Raw genomic sequence first — 17,049 nt, 5'->3', positions numbered from 1 at the left:
GATCACCTGCGGAACGTGGGCGTGTCGGGCGACAGCAGGAAGCGCGCGGGGTCGCGTGCGATCTGCTCGGTCAGCTTGTCGAGATTGCGGATCAGCGCACGGGTCTCGCCCGCGAGCGCGGTGTATTGCGGCAGGCCCCCGGCGGCAAAGTCCGACAGCGGCGCGCCGGTCTCCTGTACAAGCCGGCGGATGTCGCGGAAGAGCGCCTCCGCCTCGGTGGCGGCGTCGCGCACGTCGCCGCTGATCTCGGGGATATCCTCCGAGACCTGAGCCACCGCGCCATTCAACCGCGCGATCGCGTCGCGCAGGTCCGTCGTGATGGCGCCGATATCCTCATTGATGACGCGGTCCGCGCCTTCGAGCACGGGGCCGGCCTTGGCGAAGACATCCTCTGCCGCGATCAGTGTGCGCTCCCCGGTGGCGAGGGCCGAGTTCACCGCGGCGAGCGTCGTATTGGCGTTGGAGAACGTCGTCGTCGCCGCTTGAAGCGCGGCTTGTGCATCCTCGGACAACCCGTCGATCCGGCCGGTGGCCTCTCGCAGGTCGGCGCCCACCGAGGTGATGACGTCGCGCGCCTCGGAGGTGGTGGCGCGGACATCCTCGACGATCACCGGCAGGTCGGTCTCGGCCACCTCGGACACTTGCGCGATGGTCCGCGCCGCGTCCGACACCATCGTGCGAGCTTCGGCAACGAGCGCCGCGCCGTCACCCGTGACCAGGGTGTCCACCGACTCCATCACGCCGTCGACAGCCCGAGTGGTGGCGCGCAGGTCGGCCACGAGGCCCTCGACCTCGCCCAGAACCGGGCCGACCTCTTCCAGCCTGGCGTTGACCGAGGCGCCGACGCCTTCGGCCTCGGTCAGCACCGCCTCGGCCCTTTCCGTCAGGCGGGCAAGGTCGGTGCGGAGCGCTGCAACGGTGGTCTGCACCTCGGCCGTCAGTCCCGGCAGGTCGTTCGACAGCAGCGCGTCCGCGCTCTCGAGCGTGGAGGTCGCCGCGGCCACGGTGCCGCCGGTCGCGTCGATGAAGCCGCGGCCATCCTCGGCCAATGCCTGAAGGGTGGCGACCGCCTCGGTGACGTCGCGCAGGGCGGCACGGCTCTCGACGATGACGGCCGTGAACTCGCCCTCCATGAGGTCGTCGAAATAGGTGGCGGCGTCATCGATATTCGCGGTCGCCACGTCGAGATCGGCGACCAGCGCCAACGTGTCGTCGATCAGCGGTTCGGCCTCGGCGAACCGGTCACGGGCCGACGCCGCGGCCACGTCGAACGTGTCGAGCACGCCGCCCGCCTGCCGCGCGATGTCCAGCGTTTCGCGCCGCAGGTCCGACACCGCCGCCTGAAGCTCCACCGTCAGCGACGGCAGATCGTTCGACAGGAACCCGTTGGCACTGTCGATGGAGCGCGTCGCGGACTCGAGGGTCGTCTCCCCGCGCGCCAGCAAGGACTGGCCCTGCACTGCGAGGTCGCCCACGTCCAGAAGCGTGCCGTTCGCCGTGTCGAGCACGGTGACGAACTCGCCCGAGAGCGTTTCGAGAGTGGTGTTGAAGCGGTCCACCTCGCGCGCGAAGCCCGAGATCTGGTCGGTCACCGTCGAAAAGCTGTCGAGCACCGCCGAGAAGTCCTCGGACGCCGCTTCCACGTTGACGAGGATGTTTGTCACCCGGTCGCGGTTGTCGGGCGACAGGATCTCGTTGATCGAGCGGACGGTGTTCAGCGTCTCGTCCAGCAGTTCCGGCGCGTCGCGGGTCAGGGCCTGGAAAACCGACGTGCCCGACGGGATCTCGGGGATGTCGTCTTCGGCGGCCTCGTCCAGCAGCGGCGTGTCGGGCTCGCCCGCACTGATGCCCACGTAGGACACCCCGGTGACGCCCTGGCTCTCGACGGTCGCCTCGGAGGTCGTGCGCACCGGCGTCTCGGCGTCCACCTCGAGCCGGACCAGCACCGTGCCGTCGCGATCCGGCGACAACCGGATATCGGCCACCTTCCCCACCGGCAGCCCGGCAAAGCGCACGTCCGCGGCCTCCGACAGGCCGGCGACGCTTTCGAAGCGCACGTCGTAATAGGCGAATTGACGGTCCAGCTCGACACGGGCGAACCACAGCACGAAGCCCGCGATCGCGGCGATCCCGGCCAGCGTGAATGCTCCGATCAGAACGTAATTGGCCCGCGTTTCCATGGCCCGCCTATCCTTCGTCCCCGCCCGCCTGCGCGCGCGCCGCGCGTGCCCGCGGCCCGTGGAAGTAGTCCCGCACCCAAGGGTGATCCACGCGATCCATGTCCGCCATCGTCCCCGATACCAGCACCCGCTTTTCGGCCAGCACCGCGACGCGGTCGCAGACCGCGTGCAGCGTGTCGAGGTCGTGCGTCACGAGAAAGACCGTTAGACCGAGGGACCGGCTGAGTCCATGGATCAGCCGGTCGAAGGCGGCCGCACCGATGGGATCGAGGCCCGCGGTGGGCTCGTCGAGGAACACGATCTCGGGATCGAGCGCCAGCGCCCGCGCGAGGCCCGCGCGCTTTCGCATCCCTCCCGACAACTCCGAGGGATACTTTCCCCCCGCGTCCCAAGGCAGGCCTGCCATCGAGATCTTGAGATCGGCGAGATCCGCGCGCCGGGCGCGGTCGAGCCCCGCGATCCGGCGCAGCGGCACCTCGACGTTCTCGCGCACGGTCAGAGACGAGAACAGCGCCCCGTCCTGGAACATCACTCCGATGCGGCCCTCGAGCCGCTCGCGGTCGGCCTCGGTCTGCGCCGGCACCGGCGTGCCCAGGACCTCGATCCGTCCCTCGGCCGGCCGGTTGAGGCCGACGATCGTCCGCAAGAGCACCGACTTGCCGGTGCCCGACCCGCCGACGACACCGAGGATCTCGCCGCGATGGACTTCGAGGTCGAGGCCGTCGTGCACCACCTGCGGGCCGAAACGCGTGACCAGCCCCTCGACGGTGATGACCGGGGTTTCGGTCCCGGCGCCGCTCATACGCCCACCTCCGCCAGCAGCACCGAGAACACCGCGTCGGCCACGATCACCGCGAAGATCGCCGTGACCACCGAAGCCGAGGTCTGCCGTCCGAGGCTTTCGGCGTTGCCGCGCACCCGCATCCCGGCATGGCAGCCCACCACCCCGATGATGAGCGCGAAGACCGGCGCCTTGCCGATGCCGATGATGAGGTTCGCGACGTCCGTGCCCTCGACCAGCCGCGTCGCGAACATGGGCGGCGAGATGTCGAGGACCGCCCACGCCATGATCGCGCCGCCGATCAGGCCGGCGGCATCGGCGATCAGGGCGAGGATCGGCAGCATCAGCAGCAGCGCCAGCACCCGCGGCAGGAACAGCATCGCCGCCGGGTCGAGGCCGAGCGTCCGCATGGCGTCGATTTCCTCGCGCATCTTCATCGAGCCGATGGCCGCGGTGAAGGACGACGCCGTGCGCCCCGCCACGATGATCGAGGTCAGCAGCACGCCGAGTTCGCGCAGGATCGAGATGCCCAGCAAGTCCACGACGAAGACCTCGGCTCCGAACTGGCGCAGCTGCACCGCGCCCTGGAAGGCCAGCACGATACCGATCAGGAACGACATCAGCGCCACGATCGGCACCGCCTGGAAGCCCACCGCCTCGGCGTGGTGCACCAGCGCCGTGACCCGCAGCTCGCCTGGCCGGACGATCACCCGGCCGAGCCGCGCGAGGATCATTCCGAACATGTTCAGCAGCTCGAGGCTCATCTGGCCGGCATCGGCCACCGCACGTCCGACCCCCTCGACCCTGTCTTTCAGCGACCGCCGCGCCGGTACCGCGTCGACCTTCTCGGGCATCGACCGCTCGACGGTCTCCAGCACCGCCTGCATCCGCGCGTCCGCGCCGGCGATCTCCAGCCCCTGTCCCGCCGCCTCGAGCCGCGCGCGCAGCCGCAGCAGCGCGAAGGCCCCCGCGGTGTCGAGCCGCGCGACCTCGGAAAGATCGGCGCGCGCGGGCCGGTCGGCCGGCACCTCCGCGAGCGCCCGATCGACCCGCGGCAGTGCAGCCACGTCAAGATCGCCCGCAACCGAAATCTCGGTCCGGGTCCCGGAATGGGTGACGTCGATGGTGGGGCGGGGCGGGCTCTGCATCGCGCGCAGGAAAGCCGCAGCGCGGCACGGAACGCAAGGCCCCGTGGTGCAACGGCGACGGGAGGGCGGGCGGGGCGACACGCACGGCAATGCGGTAGCGACGTCCGTCCTCAGCCCCGCCAGAAGCGGACGGTAAAGATCACCAGCACCGCCATCAGCTCCAGCCGGCCCAGCAGCATGGCGAAGATCAGGATCCATTTCGCCGCGTCGTTCAGACCCTGGAAATTGCCCGATGGCCCGATCTCGGGGCCGAGGCCGGGTCCGATGTTGGCCAGAGCCGTGGCCGCCCCGGACAGCGCGGTGATGAAGTCGAGCCCGGTCAGCCCCAGCGACACCGAGATCAGGCCGAGGGTCACCACGAAGAACACGAAGAACGACATGACCGAGGACAGCACGTCGTCGCCGATGGGCCGGCCCTCGTAGCGGGGGGTGAAAATGCCGTGCGGCGCGCGGATCTTGCGAAGCTGCGTGCCGATCGAGGCGAACAGCAGCTGGTAGCGGAACACCTTGACCGAACATGCGGTCGAACCCGCGCAGCCCCCGATCAGGCCGATGAAGAAGAACATGCACACCAGGAACGGCCCCCAGCGCATGTAGTCCACGCTGGCGTAGCCCGTCCCGGTCATGATCGAGGTGATGTTGAACAGCGCCTCGCGCACCGCCTGCTCGGGATGGTGCGGGAAGATGGACACCAGGATCGACACCGTCACGAGGACCAGCACCGCGATGATCGCGAGGAACGTCCGCACCTGGCTGTCCCGGAAGATCGCGACGGTGTTGCCGTTCACGAGCTGCACGTAGCGCACGAAGGGCAGCGCCGCCAGCACCATGAACACCGCGGCCACGTATTCCGCGGGCCCCTGGAACACCCCGAACGAGGCGTCGTAATTCGCGAAGCCGCCGGTGGAGACCGTGGTCAGCGCGTGCACCGCCCCGTCGAAGGCATTCATGCCCGTGCCGATGTAGATCAGCGCGCAGAGCAGGGTGAGCGAGACATAGATCGTCGAGATCTGCGCGCTGATCTGCGTGGCCCGCGGCAGGATTTTCCCCATCGTGTCGAAGGCCTCGGAGCGGAAGATCTGCATCCCGCCCACGCGCAATTCGGGCAGGAAGACCATCGCGACCACGATGATGCCGATGCCGCCCAGCCATTGCAGCAGCCCGCGCCACAAGAGGATCCCCTTGGGCAGCGTGTCGAGCCCGGTGAACACGGTCGAACCGGTGGTGGTCAGCCCCGACATGGCCTCGAAATAGGCATTGGTGATCGTCGCGTCGGGCGCTCCGATCACGAAGGGAATCGCGCCGAACATCGGCAGAACGACCCAGACCAGCGTGGTCAGCAGGAAGGTCTGCTGGAGCGACAGCCGCTCGGTCTTGGACCCCGAGGCCGCGATGGCCACGAGCGCGCCGGACATGATCGTCACCACCGAGCTTTCGAGAAACACGTCCCATTCGCCCCGCCCCTCGGCGATGTCCACGAGCAGAGGCAACAGCATGGTAAGGCCCAGGCAAGTCACGAGGATGCCGATGACGTGGGCGATGGGCCGGAGGTCGAACATGGCGGCGAGCGTTGGCGCTGCCCGCGCGAACTGTCAAGCGAGCCGCGGCGGCGGCCGCTGCGGCGTGCGGTAAGCGTGGTTCGGGGCCTGCTGCCGCTGCGGGCCTTGCTCGCCCGCAGCGGTGCTTTCCTCCAACCGAAAACGCGCGCCAGACGGCGCGCGTTTCAGGTCCGAACGATGGGAAAGGTCTGGTGGCGGCAGGCGCCGCTCCCGTCGCCTCAGCCGCGGTGGATCAGCGTCTCGAAGAACTTCGGATCAAGGCTCTCGGCGTCGAACAGCTCGCCCTCGGACAACACGGACACGGCGTCGTGGCTGTGCAGGCTTTCCTGGTGGCTTGCCGCGACGCGGAAGTCGCCGATGCGCGCATCCGACTGTAGCGCCTCGGCAAAAAGACGCGCCGCGTCCTCGACGAAGATCGGGTTCGCGCCGTTCAGCTCCGCGAAGGCCTGTTCGTCCTCGCGCTTCACCATGACCTGCGTCTCGGTCGGCACGGCCTTGCGGCACAGCTCCACGAGGTCCTCGATCCACAGCACATCGTCGCCGATCAGTTCGACCGAAATGCGCGCGACGGAACGCTGCGAGTGCGGCGTCGCGAGCACGTTGCGCTCCTGCCGGGCGTGCTCGGACAGCTCCAGCGAACACGGGCACGTGGACGAATAGACGTAGTCGAGGTGCATGACCTTGCGCCGCACGCCGTCTCGCTCGACCAACTCCATCGCCACGTCGTAGTACTGCCAGCCTTCGAGCCCCGAACGCAGGCTTTCCACCCGCATCGGGAAGCGCAGCGCGAGCGCGATCCGGGCGTCGAAGCTCTCGAGGTCCTGCTTGTAGTCGTCGAGCGCGGCTTCGACCGTGCCGATGCTGAAGGTCTGTTCGGCATGGGCATAGAACGACCGGATGATCCGGCTCATGTTGATGCCCTTCTTGTCCGCATCGAGACTGACCGACCCGGTGACGCTGGTCTCGAGCACCAGGGCGCCGTTGTCGCGGGTGCGGTAGCGCAGCGGCAGGCGGAAGTTCGAAATACCGACATGTTGGATCGACCGCTTTGCGCCGCGGATCAGCGAGGCCGGACCGTTCTGCAGATCGGGCAGCGTGCGGCGATAGGCGTCGTCGGCGTCGAACTCGTGGTCGTAGCGGCGCTCCAGCGCGGGGTAGTCGACCTTGCCGGACAGCAGACGCGCGATGGCGGGGTCGAGCGCATCGATCTCGGCGGACTCCGCCGTGTCCGCCCAGTGCCGAAGCAGCCGCAGGGCCGCCTCGGCCTCGTCTCGGCTGGGCTCTCTGTCGAACTCTGGCAGATGAACGTTCATTGAGGGGCCTCCAAGGCTCGTACCGTCGTGCATCTAGGCGCAGCGGCCGAAATTTCCATTTTCGAGGCTCTTACGCACGGGGACGTGTTCCGGATGAAAATACCCCTGCACCGGCGGCCAGGCCGCCGGTGCGACGGATCGCCTCAGACCCGCGAAAGGGCGCCGAGAAGGTCCTCGGCGAGGTCCTCGGCATCCTCGAGGCCCACCGACAGCCGGATCAGCCCGTCGGTGATTCCCAGCTCCTCGCGGGTCTCGGGAGCGAGCCGCGAGTGGGTGGTGGTGGCCGGGTGCGTCGCGATGGACTTGGCGTCGCCGAGGTTGTTCGAGATCAGGATGACCTCGAGCGCGTCGAGAACGGCGAAGGCCGCGTCCTTGCCGCCGGCGACCTCGAAGGCAAGCATGGTGCCGCCCGCCCCCATCTGCCGGTCGGCCAGCTCCGCCTGCGGGTGGGACGCCGAGCCGGGATAGATCACGCGGGTCAGCTTGGGGTGCCCTTCGAGCCGTGCGGTCAGAACGCCCGCGGTCTCGGTCTGGGCGCGCACGCGCAGGTCCAACGTCTCCATGCCCTTGAGCAGCACCCAGGCCGTGAACGGGCTGAGAGATCCGCCGGTGTGCTTCATGTAGGGTTCGACCGTGCCGCGGATCATCTCCTGCGTGCCGAGGATCACGCCACCCAGTGTGCGCCCCTGTCCGTCGATATGCTTGGTCGCCGAGTAGACGACCACGTCCGCCCCCTGCGCGATGGCCTTCGAGTAAATCGGCGTCGAGAACACGTTGTCCACGACCACTGTCGCGCCCACGGAATGCGCGAGGTCCGACACCGCTTCGATGTCGACGATCTCGAGCGTGGGATTCGACATCGACTCGAAGAACACGCACCGCGTGTCCGACCGCAGGGCCTTTTTCCACTGGTCGAGGTCGGTGCCATCGACCAGCGTGACCTCCACGCCGTATCGCGGCAGGACGTCCTGCAGGATGTAGAGGCACGACCCGAACAGCGCGCGCGCCGCGACCACGTGGTCGCCCGCCTTCAGCATCGACACCAGCGCGCCGTTTACCGCCGCCATGCCGGAGGCGGTGGCGAAGGCATCCTCGGCGCCCTCGAGCAGCGCGATGCGCTCCTCGAACATCCGCACGGTGGGATTGCCGTAGCGGGCGTAGATGTATTCGTCCTCGCCCGCCTTCTGGAAGCGCGCCTCGGCCTGCGCCGCGCTGTCGTAGGCGAAGCCCTGCGTGAGGAACATCGCCTCGCTCAGCTCGCCCCACTGGCTGCGCTTGGTGCCGCCGTGCACCAGCTTGGTGCGGGCGCGGCGGGTGTCCTGTCCGGTGTCTTTCATGATCGTCTCCTCTGCCGCGATCCCGGCCGCGGCATGAAAAAAGCCCCGTTCCGCGGTCACGCAGAAGGGGCTCTTCCGTATGACCTCTTTAGCGGCATGTTTAACGTGGCCCGCAATCCGGTAACAAATCGCCACGCGGCGGTCGGTAGTGCCAGATTGTCGCGCCGTCAAGGTGTTCATCGCCCTGTCACGTCACCGCAACGTTACCGTCACGGTGCCACGATAGCGCCCACACACAAGATGTAGTGGAGCTGTCGACCATGCCCGTTCTTCGCATCACGGTCCGGGACGGCGCGCCGGTCCCCGAGGCGGGCGGCCCGCTCGACGCAGCCATACGCACCGCGCTGCGCGACCCGCGGGTGGGACACGGGCCGGTCACGCTGATGGTCCACGGCTTCAAGTATGCGCCCGGGGTCGCCGGCCATTGTCCCCACGACACCATCTTCTCCGAGGCACCGCGCGCTGCCGGCGCCGATCCGCGGCTGGTCAGCTGGCCGCGGCACCTGGGCGCGGCCCGGGCCGACGCGAACCGCGGCTTGCACGTTTCGGTCGGGTGGCCCGCCCGCGGCTCGATCTGGCAGGCCTATCGCGGGGCGGCCGGGGCCGGCGCGGCACTCGCCAGCCTCGTCGCGTCGTTCCGTGCCGCCGATCCGGTCCGGCCCGTGCATGCCATCGGCCATTCCCTCGGCGCGCGGGTGATACTCGACGCGCTGGCCCGGTCCGAACGGCCCAGCCTCGACTGGGCGATCCTGCTCGCCCCGGCCGAGTTCGCCGCCACCGCCCGCGCGGCGCTCGCCAGTCCAGCCGGCCGCAGCGCGCGGGTGCTGGCCGTCACCAGCCGCGAGAACGACCTCTTCGACCTGTTGCTGGAGCTGTTCGTGCCGGCCCCACGGCGCGGCGATGCGGTCATCGGGCGTGGCGGGCTCTCCGCGCCCAACGCGCTGACCTTGCAGCTCGATCACCGCGACACGCTCGCGGCCCTCGGGCGGGCCGGGCACCGGGTCGCACCGGCCACGCGACGGGTCTGCCACTGGTCGCCCTACCTGCGGCCGGGGGCCTTCCCGCTCTACCGCGCGCTTCTCGAAGCGCGGCTGTCCTTCGACCGGCTCCGCACGATTCTGCCCGAGGACACCGATCCCCGCTGGGCCCGGCTCCGGCCCCGCCGGGCCGCGACCGCCGGGTCCGGCTGGGTGCCCAGCCCGCAGAACTGACAACTCAACACGCGCCGCTCACCACCGGCTCACGTCACGCCGCCACGGGCGCCGAGGCCGCGGCCCACAGGGCCGCGGACGAGAGGGACGGCGCGCGCCCGACCGGGCGCGCTCCGCGGGATCAGAAGGGCACGTCGTCGGCGGCGCAGATGAAGCGCGAGACCACCTTCTTGGTGCCTGCCTTTTCGAAGTCGACCTCGACCTTGTCGCCCTCGATCGCGGCGACCGCGCCATAGCCGAATTTCTGGTGGAACACCCGCTCACCGATCACGTAGGCGGCGACGGCGTTCATGTCGATCACTTGGGTCTTGCTCTCGCGCGGTTGGCTCACCGGCCGCTCGCCCGACCGGGATTGCAGCCGCCGCCAGCCCGGCGAATTGTAGACGTCCGCGCGGCTCGCGCGGTCATGCAGGTCGCTCTGCTGGCGCGCCATGATCTCGGGCGAGGCGCTCGCCGCCATGCCCGCCGCCCCGTAGCCGCCGCCATAGAGCCCCGGCGGGGTCAGCACCTCCACGTGCGCCTCGTCGAGCTCGTCGATGAAGCGCGAGGGCAGCTGGCTCTGCCATTGGCCGAAGACCCGGCGGTTACCCGCGAACGAGATCGTGCAGACCTCCTCGGCCCGGGTGATGCCGACGTACGCGAGACGTCGCTCTTCCTCGAGGCCCTTGACCCCCTGCTCGTCCATCGAACGCTGCGAGGGGAACAGCCCGTCCTCCCAGCCCGGCAGAAACACGGCGGGAAACTCAAGGCCCTTGGCCGCGTGCAGGGTCATGATCGACACCTTGGCGCCCTCGGCCTCGGTCTCGTTGTCCATGACCAGCGCCACGTGCTCGAGGAAGCCCGACAGGTTCTCGAAGCCCTCGAGCGCCTTGATCAGTTCCTTGAGGTTCTCCAGCCGGCCCGGCGCCTCGGGCGTCTTGTCGTTCTGCCACATCGCGGTGTAGCCGCTTTCGTCCAGCACCTGCTCGGCCAGTTCCATGTGGGTCAGGTCCGGATCGCCGGTCAGCCGGCCCCAGCGGTCGAGATCGTCCACCAGCACTCGCAGCGCCGCGCCGCCCTTGCCGCGGATCGCTTCCTCGGACACCGCGATGCGCGCGCCCTCCACGAGGTTCACGCTGCGGTCCCGGGCGATGCGCTGGATGGTCTGCTGGGCCTTGTCGCCGAGGCCGCGCTTGGGCGTGTTGACCACGCGCTCGAAGGCGAGGTCGTCATCGGGCGACACCACCAGCCGGAAGTAGGCCATGGCGTCGCGGATCTCCATCCGCTCGTAGAACCGGGGGCCGCCGATCACCCGGTAGGGCAGCCCGATGGTCAGGAAGCGGTCTTCGAAGGCGCGCATCTGGTGCGAGGCGCGCACGAGAATGGCGCAGTCGTCGAGGCTGTAGGGCCGCATCCCGCGCGTGCCCTGCTGCATCGCCTCCAGTTCCTCGCCGACCCAGCGGGCTTCCTCGTCGCCGTCCCAGTGGCCGATCAGGCGAACCTTTTCGCCCTCGTCGGCCTCGGTCCAGAGCGTCTTGCCCAGACGGCCCTGGTTGCCTTCGATGACCGAAGACGCTGCGGCGAGGATGTGCGGGGTCGAGCGGTAGTTCTGCTCCAGGCGGACCACGTGGGCGCCGGGAAAATCCTTCTCGAAGCGCAGGATGTTGCCCACCTCCGCGCCGCGCCAGCCGTAGATCGACTGGTCATCGTCCCCCACGCAGCAGACATTCTTGTGACCCGCCGCCAGCAGCCGCAGCCACAGGTACTGCGCGACGTTGGTGTCCTGGTACTCGTCCACGAGGATGTAGCGGAACCAGCGCTGGTATTGCGCCAGCACGTCCTCGTGGGTCTGGAAGATGGTCACGCAGTGCAGCAGCAGGTCGCCGAAATCGACGGCGTTCAGCTCGCGCAGGCGGGCCTGGTATTCCGCGTAGAGCCGCGGGCCCTCGTGGTTGAACGCGCCGGCCTCGGCCGCGGGAATCTTGTCGGGCGTGATCGCGCGGTTCTTCCAGCCGTCGATGACGTTCGCCAGCTGCCGCGCCGGCCACCGTTTCTCGTCGATGTTGGAGGCCGCGATGAGCTGCTTCATCAGCCGGAGCTGGTCGTCGCTGTCGAGGATGGTGAAGTTCGACTTCAGCTCCACCAGCTCGGCATGGCGGCGCAGGAGCTTGACCGAGATCGCGTGGAAGGTGCCGAGCCACGGCATCCCCTCCACCGTCTGGCCCAGCATCCGGCCCACGCGGTCCTTCATCTCGCGCGCGGCCTTGTTGGTGAACGTGACCGACAGGATCTCGTTCGGACGCGCCCGGCCGGTGTTCAGCAGGTGCACGATTCGCGCGGTCAGCGCCTTGGTCTTGCCCGTCCCTGCCCCGGCCAGCATCAGCACCGGTCCGTCCAGTGTCTCGACCGCCTCGCGCTGCGCGGGGTTCAGGTCGTCCAGATACGGGGTCGGCCGGGCCTGCATGGCGCGCGAGGCGAGCGACGCGCCCTCGAAGGCGTCCATTTCGTCGAAGCTGCTCATGGCGCGAAGATAGCGCCTCCGGCCGCCGAGATAAAGGCGGCGTTCGGCAAATGTTCGCACGATCTTGCGGCGGTTTAGCAGCCGGGCCTTCTCAGCCGGAGGCGGGCGGCATGTAGCGGGCGAGATTGCACAGGCCGCGCGCCGGACCCTCCTGCGGCAGGTCATGGGTGCCGCCGTCGAGGCTGCGCCACGGCTGCGTCGCCCGCCACCGGACCACCATGTGCTCGGCGCAGCGGACATATCCGACGCCCGCCCGCTCGGCGATCCGACGCATCTCGAACTCGGTGCGGCCCTCTTCGCCGTCACGGTCGATCAGGACGACCAGCGGGATCTTCCCGGTCAGCTCGGCGGCAAACAGGGCCTGGTGCAGGCTGTCGCGCGACGACGTCTTGTCCAGCCCCACCTCGATCACGTGGGTTTCGGTCTCGCAGTCCACACGGATGCCCCGGCGTCCTCCGAGATTGTCGAAATCGTGCGAGACCTCGGTATCTCCACCGGCAAGCAGGCCGCAAAGGAGCAACGCGATTTCGGTTTCGGACATGCAGGCGTTTCCGGGATTCGCAAAAGTTAACGAAAGGTTAACACGAACTGGCCCGCCGCCAACCCGAACCTGCCCACCCGACAGGCGGACAGCGCCCTACCCGCCCGGCAACAGTCTCCCGACCATTTGCCCGAGTTGAGGATCTCGCTGCACCGCCCTAATCTTGCTGCACCGCGACATAACCGAGGACGTCCCATGCCCGAATTCCAGAAGATCCTCATCGCCAACCGCGGCGAAATCGCGATCCGCATCATGCGCGCCGCGAACGAGATGGGGAAACGGACGGTCGCCGTCTTCGCCGAGGAGGACAAACTGGGCCTGCACCGCTTCAAGGCGGACGAGGCCTACCGCATCGGCGAGGGGCTCGGGCCGGTGCAGGCGTACCTCTCGATCCCCGAGATCATCCGCGTCGCCAAGGAGTGCGGTGCCGACGCGATCCATCCGGGCTACGGCCTGCTGTCGGAGAACCCCGAATTCGTCGACGCCTGCGACGAGGCCGGCATCACCTTCATCGGTCCCCGCGCCGAGACCATGCGCGCGCTGGGCGACAAGGCCAGCGCCCGGCGCGTGGCGATCGAGGCCGGCGTGCCGGTGGTGCCCGCGACCGAGGTCCTTGGCGACGACATGGAGGCTATCCGCAAGGAGGCCGCCGAGATCGGCTACCCGCTGATGCTCAAGGCATCGTGGGGCGGCGGCGGCCGCGGGATGCGCCCGATCCGGTCCGAGAAGGAGCTGGCCGACAAGGTCAGCGAGGGCCGTCGCGAGGCCGAGGCCGCCTTCGGCAACGGCGAGGGCTACCTCGAGAAGATGATCGAGCGCGCGCGACACGTGGAGGTGCAGATCCTCGGCGACAAGCACGGCCAGATCTATCACCTCTACGAGCGCGACTGCTCGGTCCAGCGCCGCAACCAGAAGGTCGTGGAGCGTGCGCCCGCCCCCTACCTCACGCAGGACCAGCGCGAGGAGCTGTGCGAGCTCGGCCGCAAGATCTGTGCCCACGTCAACTACGAGTGCGCGGGCACCGTCGAGTTCCTGATGGACATGGATTCGGGCAATTTCTACTTCATCGAGGTGAACCCCCGCGTGCAGGTCGAGCACACCGTGACCGAGGAGGTCACCGGCATCGACATCGTGCAGGCGCAGATCCTCATCGCCGAGGGCAAGAGCCTTGCCGAAGCGACGGGCATGGACAGCCAGGACGAGGTCGAGCTGTTCGGCCACGCCCTGCAGACCCGGATCACTACCGAGGACCCGCAGAACAACTTCATTCCCGATTATGGCCGGATCACCGCCTACCGCTCGGCCACCGGCATGGGGATCCGCCTCGATGGCGGCACGGCCTACGCGGGCGGGGTCATCACCCGGTTCTACGACTCGCTCCTGGTGAAGGTCACCGCCTGGGCGCCGACGCCCGAGAAGGCCATCGCCCGCATGGACCGCGCCCTGCGCGAGTTCCGCATCCGCGGGGTCAGCACGAACATCGACTTCGTGAACAACCTGCTGCGGCACCCGACCTTCCTGTCGAACGAGTACACGACGACCTTCATCGACACGACGCCCGAGCTCTTCGACTTCAAGCAGCGGCGCGACCGCGGCACCAAGGTCCTGACCTATCTCGCCGACATCACCGTCAACGAGCACCCCGAAACCAAGGGCCGGGCGATGCCGCCGGTGGACCTCAAGACGCCCAAGCCCCCGGCGGTCGAGGGCAAGGCGCCCGACGGCACGCGCACCCTGCTCGACCGTGAGGGACCGCAGGCGGTGGCCGACTGGCTCGCGGCGCAGAAGCAGGTCCTCATCACCGACACCACCATGCGCGACGGCCACCAGTCGCTTCTGGCGACGCGGATGCGGTCGCTCGACATGATCAAGGTGGCGCCGGCCTACGCCGAGACGCTGCCGGGCCTTTTCTCGGTCGAATGCTGGGGCGGCGCGACCTTCGACGTCGCCTACCGCTTCCTGCAGGAATGCCCCTGGCAGCGTCTGCGCGACATCCGCGCCAAGATGCCCAACGTCATGACGCAGATGCTGCTGCGCGCCTCGAACGGGGTCGGCTACACGAACTATCCCGACAACGTCGTACAGTTCTTCGTGAAGCAGGCGGCCGAGTCGGGCGTCGACGTCTTCCGCGTCTTCGACTCGCTGAACTGGGTCGAGAACATGCGCGTGGCGATGGACGCGGTGCTCGACAGCGGCAAGGTCTGCGAGGGCACCGTCTGCTACACCGGCGACATCAACGACCCCGACCGCGCCAAGTACGACCTCAAGTACTACGTGGAGACTGGCAAGCAGCTGCGCGACGCGGGGGCCCACATCCTTGGGCTCAAGGACATGGCGGGCCTGTTGAAGCCCGCCGCCGCGGGGCCGCTGATCCGGGCGCTGAAGGAAGAGGTCGGCCTGCCCGTTCACTTCCACACCCACGACACGTCCGGCGCGGCGATCGCCTCGATCATGGCCGCGGCCGAAGCCGGGGTCGACGCGGTGGACGCGGCGATGGATGCGCTCTCGGGCAACACCTCGCAGCCGACACTGGGCTCCATCGTCGAGGCGCTGCGCTTCACCGAGCGCGACACCGGCCTCGACATCAAGTCGATCCGCGCGATCTCGACCTACTGGGAACAGGTGCGGATGCAGTACGCCGCCTTCGAGAGCGCGATGCAGGCCCCGGCCTCCGAGGTCTATCTCCACGAGATGCCGGGCGGGCAGTTCACCAACCTTCGCGCGCAGGCGCGTTCGATGGGTCTCGAGGAGAAGTGGCCCGACGTCGCCCGCACCTACGCCGACGTGAACCAGATGTTCGGCGATATCGTTAAGGTCACGCCGTCCTCCAAGGTGGTCGGCGACATGGCTCTGATGATGGTCAGCCAGGGCCTGACCCGGGCCGATGTCGAGGACCCGCAGAAGGACATCTCGTTCCCCGATTCCGTGATCGACATGATGAAGGGCAATCTCGGCCAGCCCCCCGGCGGCTGGCCCGAGGGCATCCAGAAGAAGGTCCTCAAGGGCGAGACACCGCTGACCGACCGTCCCGGCAAGCACCTCGATCCGGTGGACCTCGATGCCAAGCGCAAGGAGTTGCAGGAGATCTTCCCCGAGGCCGAGTTCGATGACGAGGACCTCGCCGGGTACCTGATGTATCCGAAGGTCTTCACCGACTACGTCTCGCGCCACGAAACCTACGGACCGGTGCGCGTGCTGCCGACGCGGGCGTTTTTCTACGGCATGGAGCCGGGCGAGGAGATCACCGCCGAGATCGACCCCGGCAAGACGCTGGAGATTCGCCTCGTGACCGTGGGCGAACCGCACGAGGGCGAGGTGCGTGTCTTCTTCGAACTGAACGGCCAGCCCCGCGCGGTCCGCGTTCCCGACCGCAGCGCAACCGGCGCGGCGGCGGCACGCCCCAAGGCCGACCCGGCGAACCCGGACCACGTGGGCGCGCCCATGCCCGGCGTGGTCAGCCAGGTCGCGGTCGAGGCGGGCAAACCGGTGAAGGACGGCGACCTGCTGCTGGTGATCGAGGCCATGAAGATGGAAACCGGCCTCTATGCCGAGCGCGACGCGACGGTGAAGGCGGTCCACGTTCAGGCCGGCGGCCAGATCGACGCAAAGGATCTGCTGGTCGAGTACGACTCCGAGTGACGGCGGCCCAAGCGGCCTTCGCCGTTGACCTGACGCGGCGCGATCGCATTAGATTGCGCCGCCTCAGGGACTGAAAGGCCGAGCGATGTGCGACCCCGACCACCGGGTCAAATTGTGTACCTGTAGCGGGCCCGGTCCGATCAAACGCCCGTACTGGACGCTGACGCGTCGTGACCCCGACGATATCGACGACGACATCAGAGCCGTCGGAAGCATCGAAGTGATCGACCCGCCGTTTGAAGAAGCCGTGCTGACGGCCAAGCTGCGCGACGACCTCAACCGGTTCGATGCGTTCGACACGGATATGGGACTGACCGAGGGCGACGTTCTGGACCTCGCCCTCGAGACGATGGACCTCACGTTCGAGTTCACGGAGGGGCGCTTGCAGTCCTCCGACGGCTTCCCGCCCCGTCACAGCCGGGGCGACCTTGTCGGCACCGGTGGCTTTCGGCACGGAGCGCGTTTTCGGAACGGGTCGGACCGGGATCGATTTGCCTGACCGCCTGTGCGGTCGCGCCCTGCTCGCGCGCTCGCATGTGGCGATGACGGACGCCTCGGGCCGGAGTATTTTCGACGAGAAGAAGGGGGACGCGGCGCGCCGGTGCCGGGGCGTCGGATGCGGGCGCGAAGGTCTCGGTCGGACGCGCGCGGCCGGCCCGTGCCGCCCCCGCTTTCCGTGGCGAAATCGTCGGAAATTTCTTCTTGCAGACCTCCGGGCGAGACGATACATCCGCCGACACCCAAGGACGCGGGCGTAGCTCAGGGGTAGAGCATTACCTTGCCAAGGTAAGGGTCGTGAGTTCGAATCTCATCGCCCGCTCCATTTGGGTCCAGTCCGGG

11 protein-coding genes, 1 tRNA gene and 1 riboswitch are annotated in these 17,049 nt (G+C 68.4%); of the genes, 4 read left to right on the top strand and 8 right to left on the bottom strand.

The features are described from left to right. Positions 1 to 2: 2 nt before the first annotated feature. From BMX29_RS06885 to metZ, 6 genes are all read right to left on the bottom strand, one after another. Positions 3 to 2,180: an MlaD family protein gene (locus tag BMX29_RS06885; RefSeq protein WP_092811442.1), complete on the bottom strand. Its 2,178-nt coding sequence runs from the start codon at positions 2,178 to 2,180 to the stop codon at positions 3 to 5. Between the two features lie 7 nt (positions 2,181 to 2,187). Beyond that, complete coding sequence (locus BMX29_RS06880; RefSeq protein ID WP_092811440.1) at positions 2,188 to 2,982, bottom strand: ABC transporter ATP-binding protein; 795 nt, start codon at positions 2,980 to 2,982, stop codon at positions 2,188 to 2,190. Continuing rightward, positions 2,979 to 4,109: an ABC transporter permease gene (locus BMX29_RS06875; protein WP_092811438.1), complete on the bottom strand. Its 1,131-nt coding sequence runs from the start codon at positions 4,107 to 4,109 to the stop codon at positions 2,979 to 2,981. Before BMX29_RS06875 ends, BMX29_RS06880 begins: the two co-directional genes overlap by 4 nt. Before the next feature lie 110 nt (positions 4,110 to 4,219). Continuing rightward, entirely contained in the window at positions 4,220 to 5,668 is a 1,449-nt protein-coding gene (locus tag BMX29_RS06870; RefSeq protein WP_043842139.1) for a TrkH family potassium uptake protein, read from the bottom strand. Between the two features lie 218 nt (positions 5,669 to 5,886). Then, entirely contained in the window at positions 5,887 to 6,981 is a 1,095-nt protein-coding gene (folE2, locus tag BMX29_RS06865; RefSeq protein ID WP_092811436.1) for a GTP cyclohydrolase FolE2, read from the bottom strand. Between the two features lie 143 nt (positions 6,982 to 7,124). Continuing rightward, positions 7,125 to 8,318, bottom strand: a complete 1,194-nt coding sequence (gene metZ / locus BMX29_RS06860) for an O-succinylhomoserine sulfhydrylase (RefSeq protein ID WP_092811623.1) — start codon at positions 8,316 to 8,318, stop codon at positions 7,125 to 7,127. Between the two features lie 67 nt (positions 8,319 to 8,385). Then, positions 8,386 to 8,463: riboswitch (SAM riboswitch) on the bottom strand. A 115-nt stretch (positions 8,464 to 8,578) separates the two neighbouring features. Between metZ and BMX29_RS06855 the strand changes: the two genes are divergently transcribed. Further along, a complete protein-coding gene (locus BMX29_RS06855; protein ID WP_139196940.1) occupies positions 8,579 to 9,529 on the top strand; it encodes a hypothetical protein in 951 nt (316 codons plus the stop codon). A gap of 121 nt (positions 9,530 to 9,650) precedes the next feature. On the opposite strand, the gene BMX29_RS06850 is transcribed toward BMX29_RS06855, so the two are convergent. Both BMX29_RS06850 and BMX29_RS06845 read right to left on the bottom strand, forming a co-directional pair. Beyond that, the gene (locus tag BMX29_RS06850; protein WP_092811432.1) at positions 9,651 to 12,029 is read right to left on the bottom strand and encodes an ATP-dependent helicase; all 2,379 of its coding nucleotides are present in this window, start codon (positions 12,027 to 12,029) and stop codon (positions 9,651 to 9,653) included. Positions 12,030 to 12,120: 91 nt separating this feature from the next. Continuing rightward, a complete protein-coding gene (locus tag BMX29_RS06845) occupies positions 12,121 to 12,570 on the bottom strand; it encodes a hypothetical protein (RefSeq protein WP_175471148.1) in 450 nt (149 codons plus the stop codon). Between the two features lie 195 nt (positions 12,571 to 12,765). Between BMX29_RS06845 and pyc the strand changes: the two genes are divergently transcribed. The 3 genes from pyc to BMX29_RS06830 all read left to right on the top strand — a co-directional run bounded on the left by pyc (position 12,766) and on the right by BMX29_RS06830 (position 17,032). Then, positions 12,766 to 16,209 (top strand): pyruvate carboxylase, encoded by a 3,444-nt coding sequence (pyc, locus tag BMX29_RS06840; protein WP_092811430.1) that lies wholly within the window; start codon positions 12,766 to 12,768, stop codon positions 16,207 to 16,209. Positions 16,210 to 16,294: 85 nt separating this feature from the next. Then, a complete protein-coding gene (locus BMX29_RS06835; protein ID WP_092811428.1) occupies positions 16,295 to 16,708 on the top strand; it encodes a hypothetical protein in 414 nt (137 codons plus the stop codon). 249 nt (positions 16,709 to 16,957) lie between these two features. Beyond that, positions 16,958 to 17,032, top strand: a tRNA-Gly gene (locus tag BMX29_RS06830). The last annotated feature ends 17 nt before the right edge of the window (positions 17,033 to 17,049 follow it).

Origin of the sequence: Roseivivax marinus (assembly GCF_900109705.1) — a bacterium.
Classification (GTDB): domain Bacteria; phylum Pseudomonadota; class Alphaproteobacteria; order Rhodobacterales; family Rhodobacteraceae; genus Roseivivax; species Roseivivax marinus.
Note: the sequence above shows the minus strand (reverse complement) of the source record. Positions and strands in the feature narration are given on the sequence as shown.

What these genes read in the sequence shown, in the direction of transcription:
- BMX29_RS06885 (WP_092811442.1), bottom strand. Translation starts at nt 2,180, where the DNA reads ATGGAAACGCGGGCCAATTACGTTCTGATCGGAGCATTCACGCTGGCC.
- BMX29_RS06880 (WP_092811440.1), bottom strand. Translation starts at nt 2,982, where the DNA reads ATGAGCGGCGCCGGGACCGAAACCCCGGTCATCACCGTCGAGGGGCTG.
- BMX29_RS06875 (WP_092811438.1), bottom strand. Translation starts at nt 4,109, where the DNA reads ATGCAGAGCCCGCCCCGCCCCACCATCGACGTCACCCATTCCGGGACC.
- BMX29_RS06870 (WP_043842139.1), bottom strand. Translation starts at nt 5,668, where the DNA reads ATGTTCGACCTCCGGCCCATCGCCCACGTCATCGGCATCCTCGTGACT.
- folE2 (WP_092811436.1), bottom strand. Translation starts at nt 6,981, where the DNA reads ATGAACGTTCATCTGCCAGAGTTCGACAGAGAGCCCAGCCGAGACGAG.
- metZ (WP_092811623.1), bottom strand. Translation starts at nt 8,318, where the DNA reads ATGAAAGACACCGGACAGGACACCCGCCGCGCCCGCACCAAGCTGGTG.
- BMX29_RS06855 (WP_139196940.1), top strand. Translation starts at nt 8,579, where the DNA reads ATGCCCGTTCTTCGCATCACGGTCCGGGACGGCGCGCCGGTCCCCGAG.
- BMX29_RS06850 (WP_092811432.1), bottom strand. Translation starts at nt 12,029, where the DNA reads ATGAGCAGCTTCGACGAAATGGACGCCTTCGAGGGCGCGTCGCTCGCC.
- BMX29_RS06845 (WP_175471148.1), bottom strand. Translation starts at nt 12,570, where the DNA reads ATGTCCGAAACCGAAATCGCGTTGCTCCTTTGCGGCCTGCTTGCCGGT.
- pyc (WP_092811430.1), top strand. Translation starts at nt 12,766, where the DNA reads ATGCCCGAATTCCAGAAGATCCTCATCGCCAACCGCGGCGAAATCGCG.
- BMX29_RS06835 (WP_092811428.1), top strand. Translation starts at nt 16,295, where the DNA reads ATGTGCGACCCCGACCACCGGGTCAAATTGTGTACCTGTAGCGGGCCC.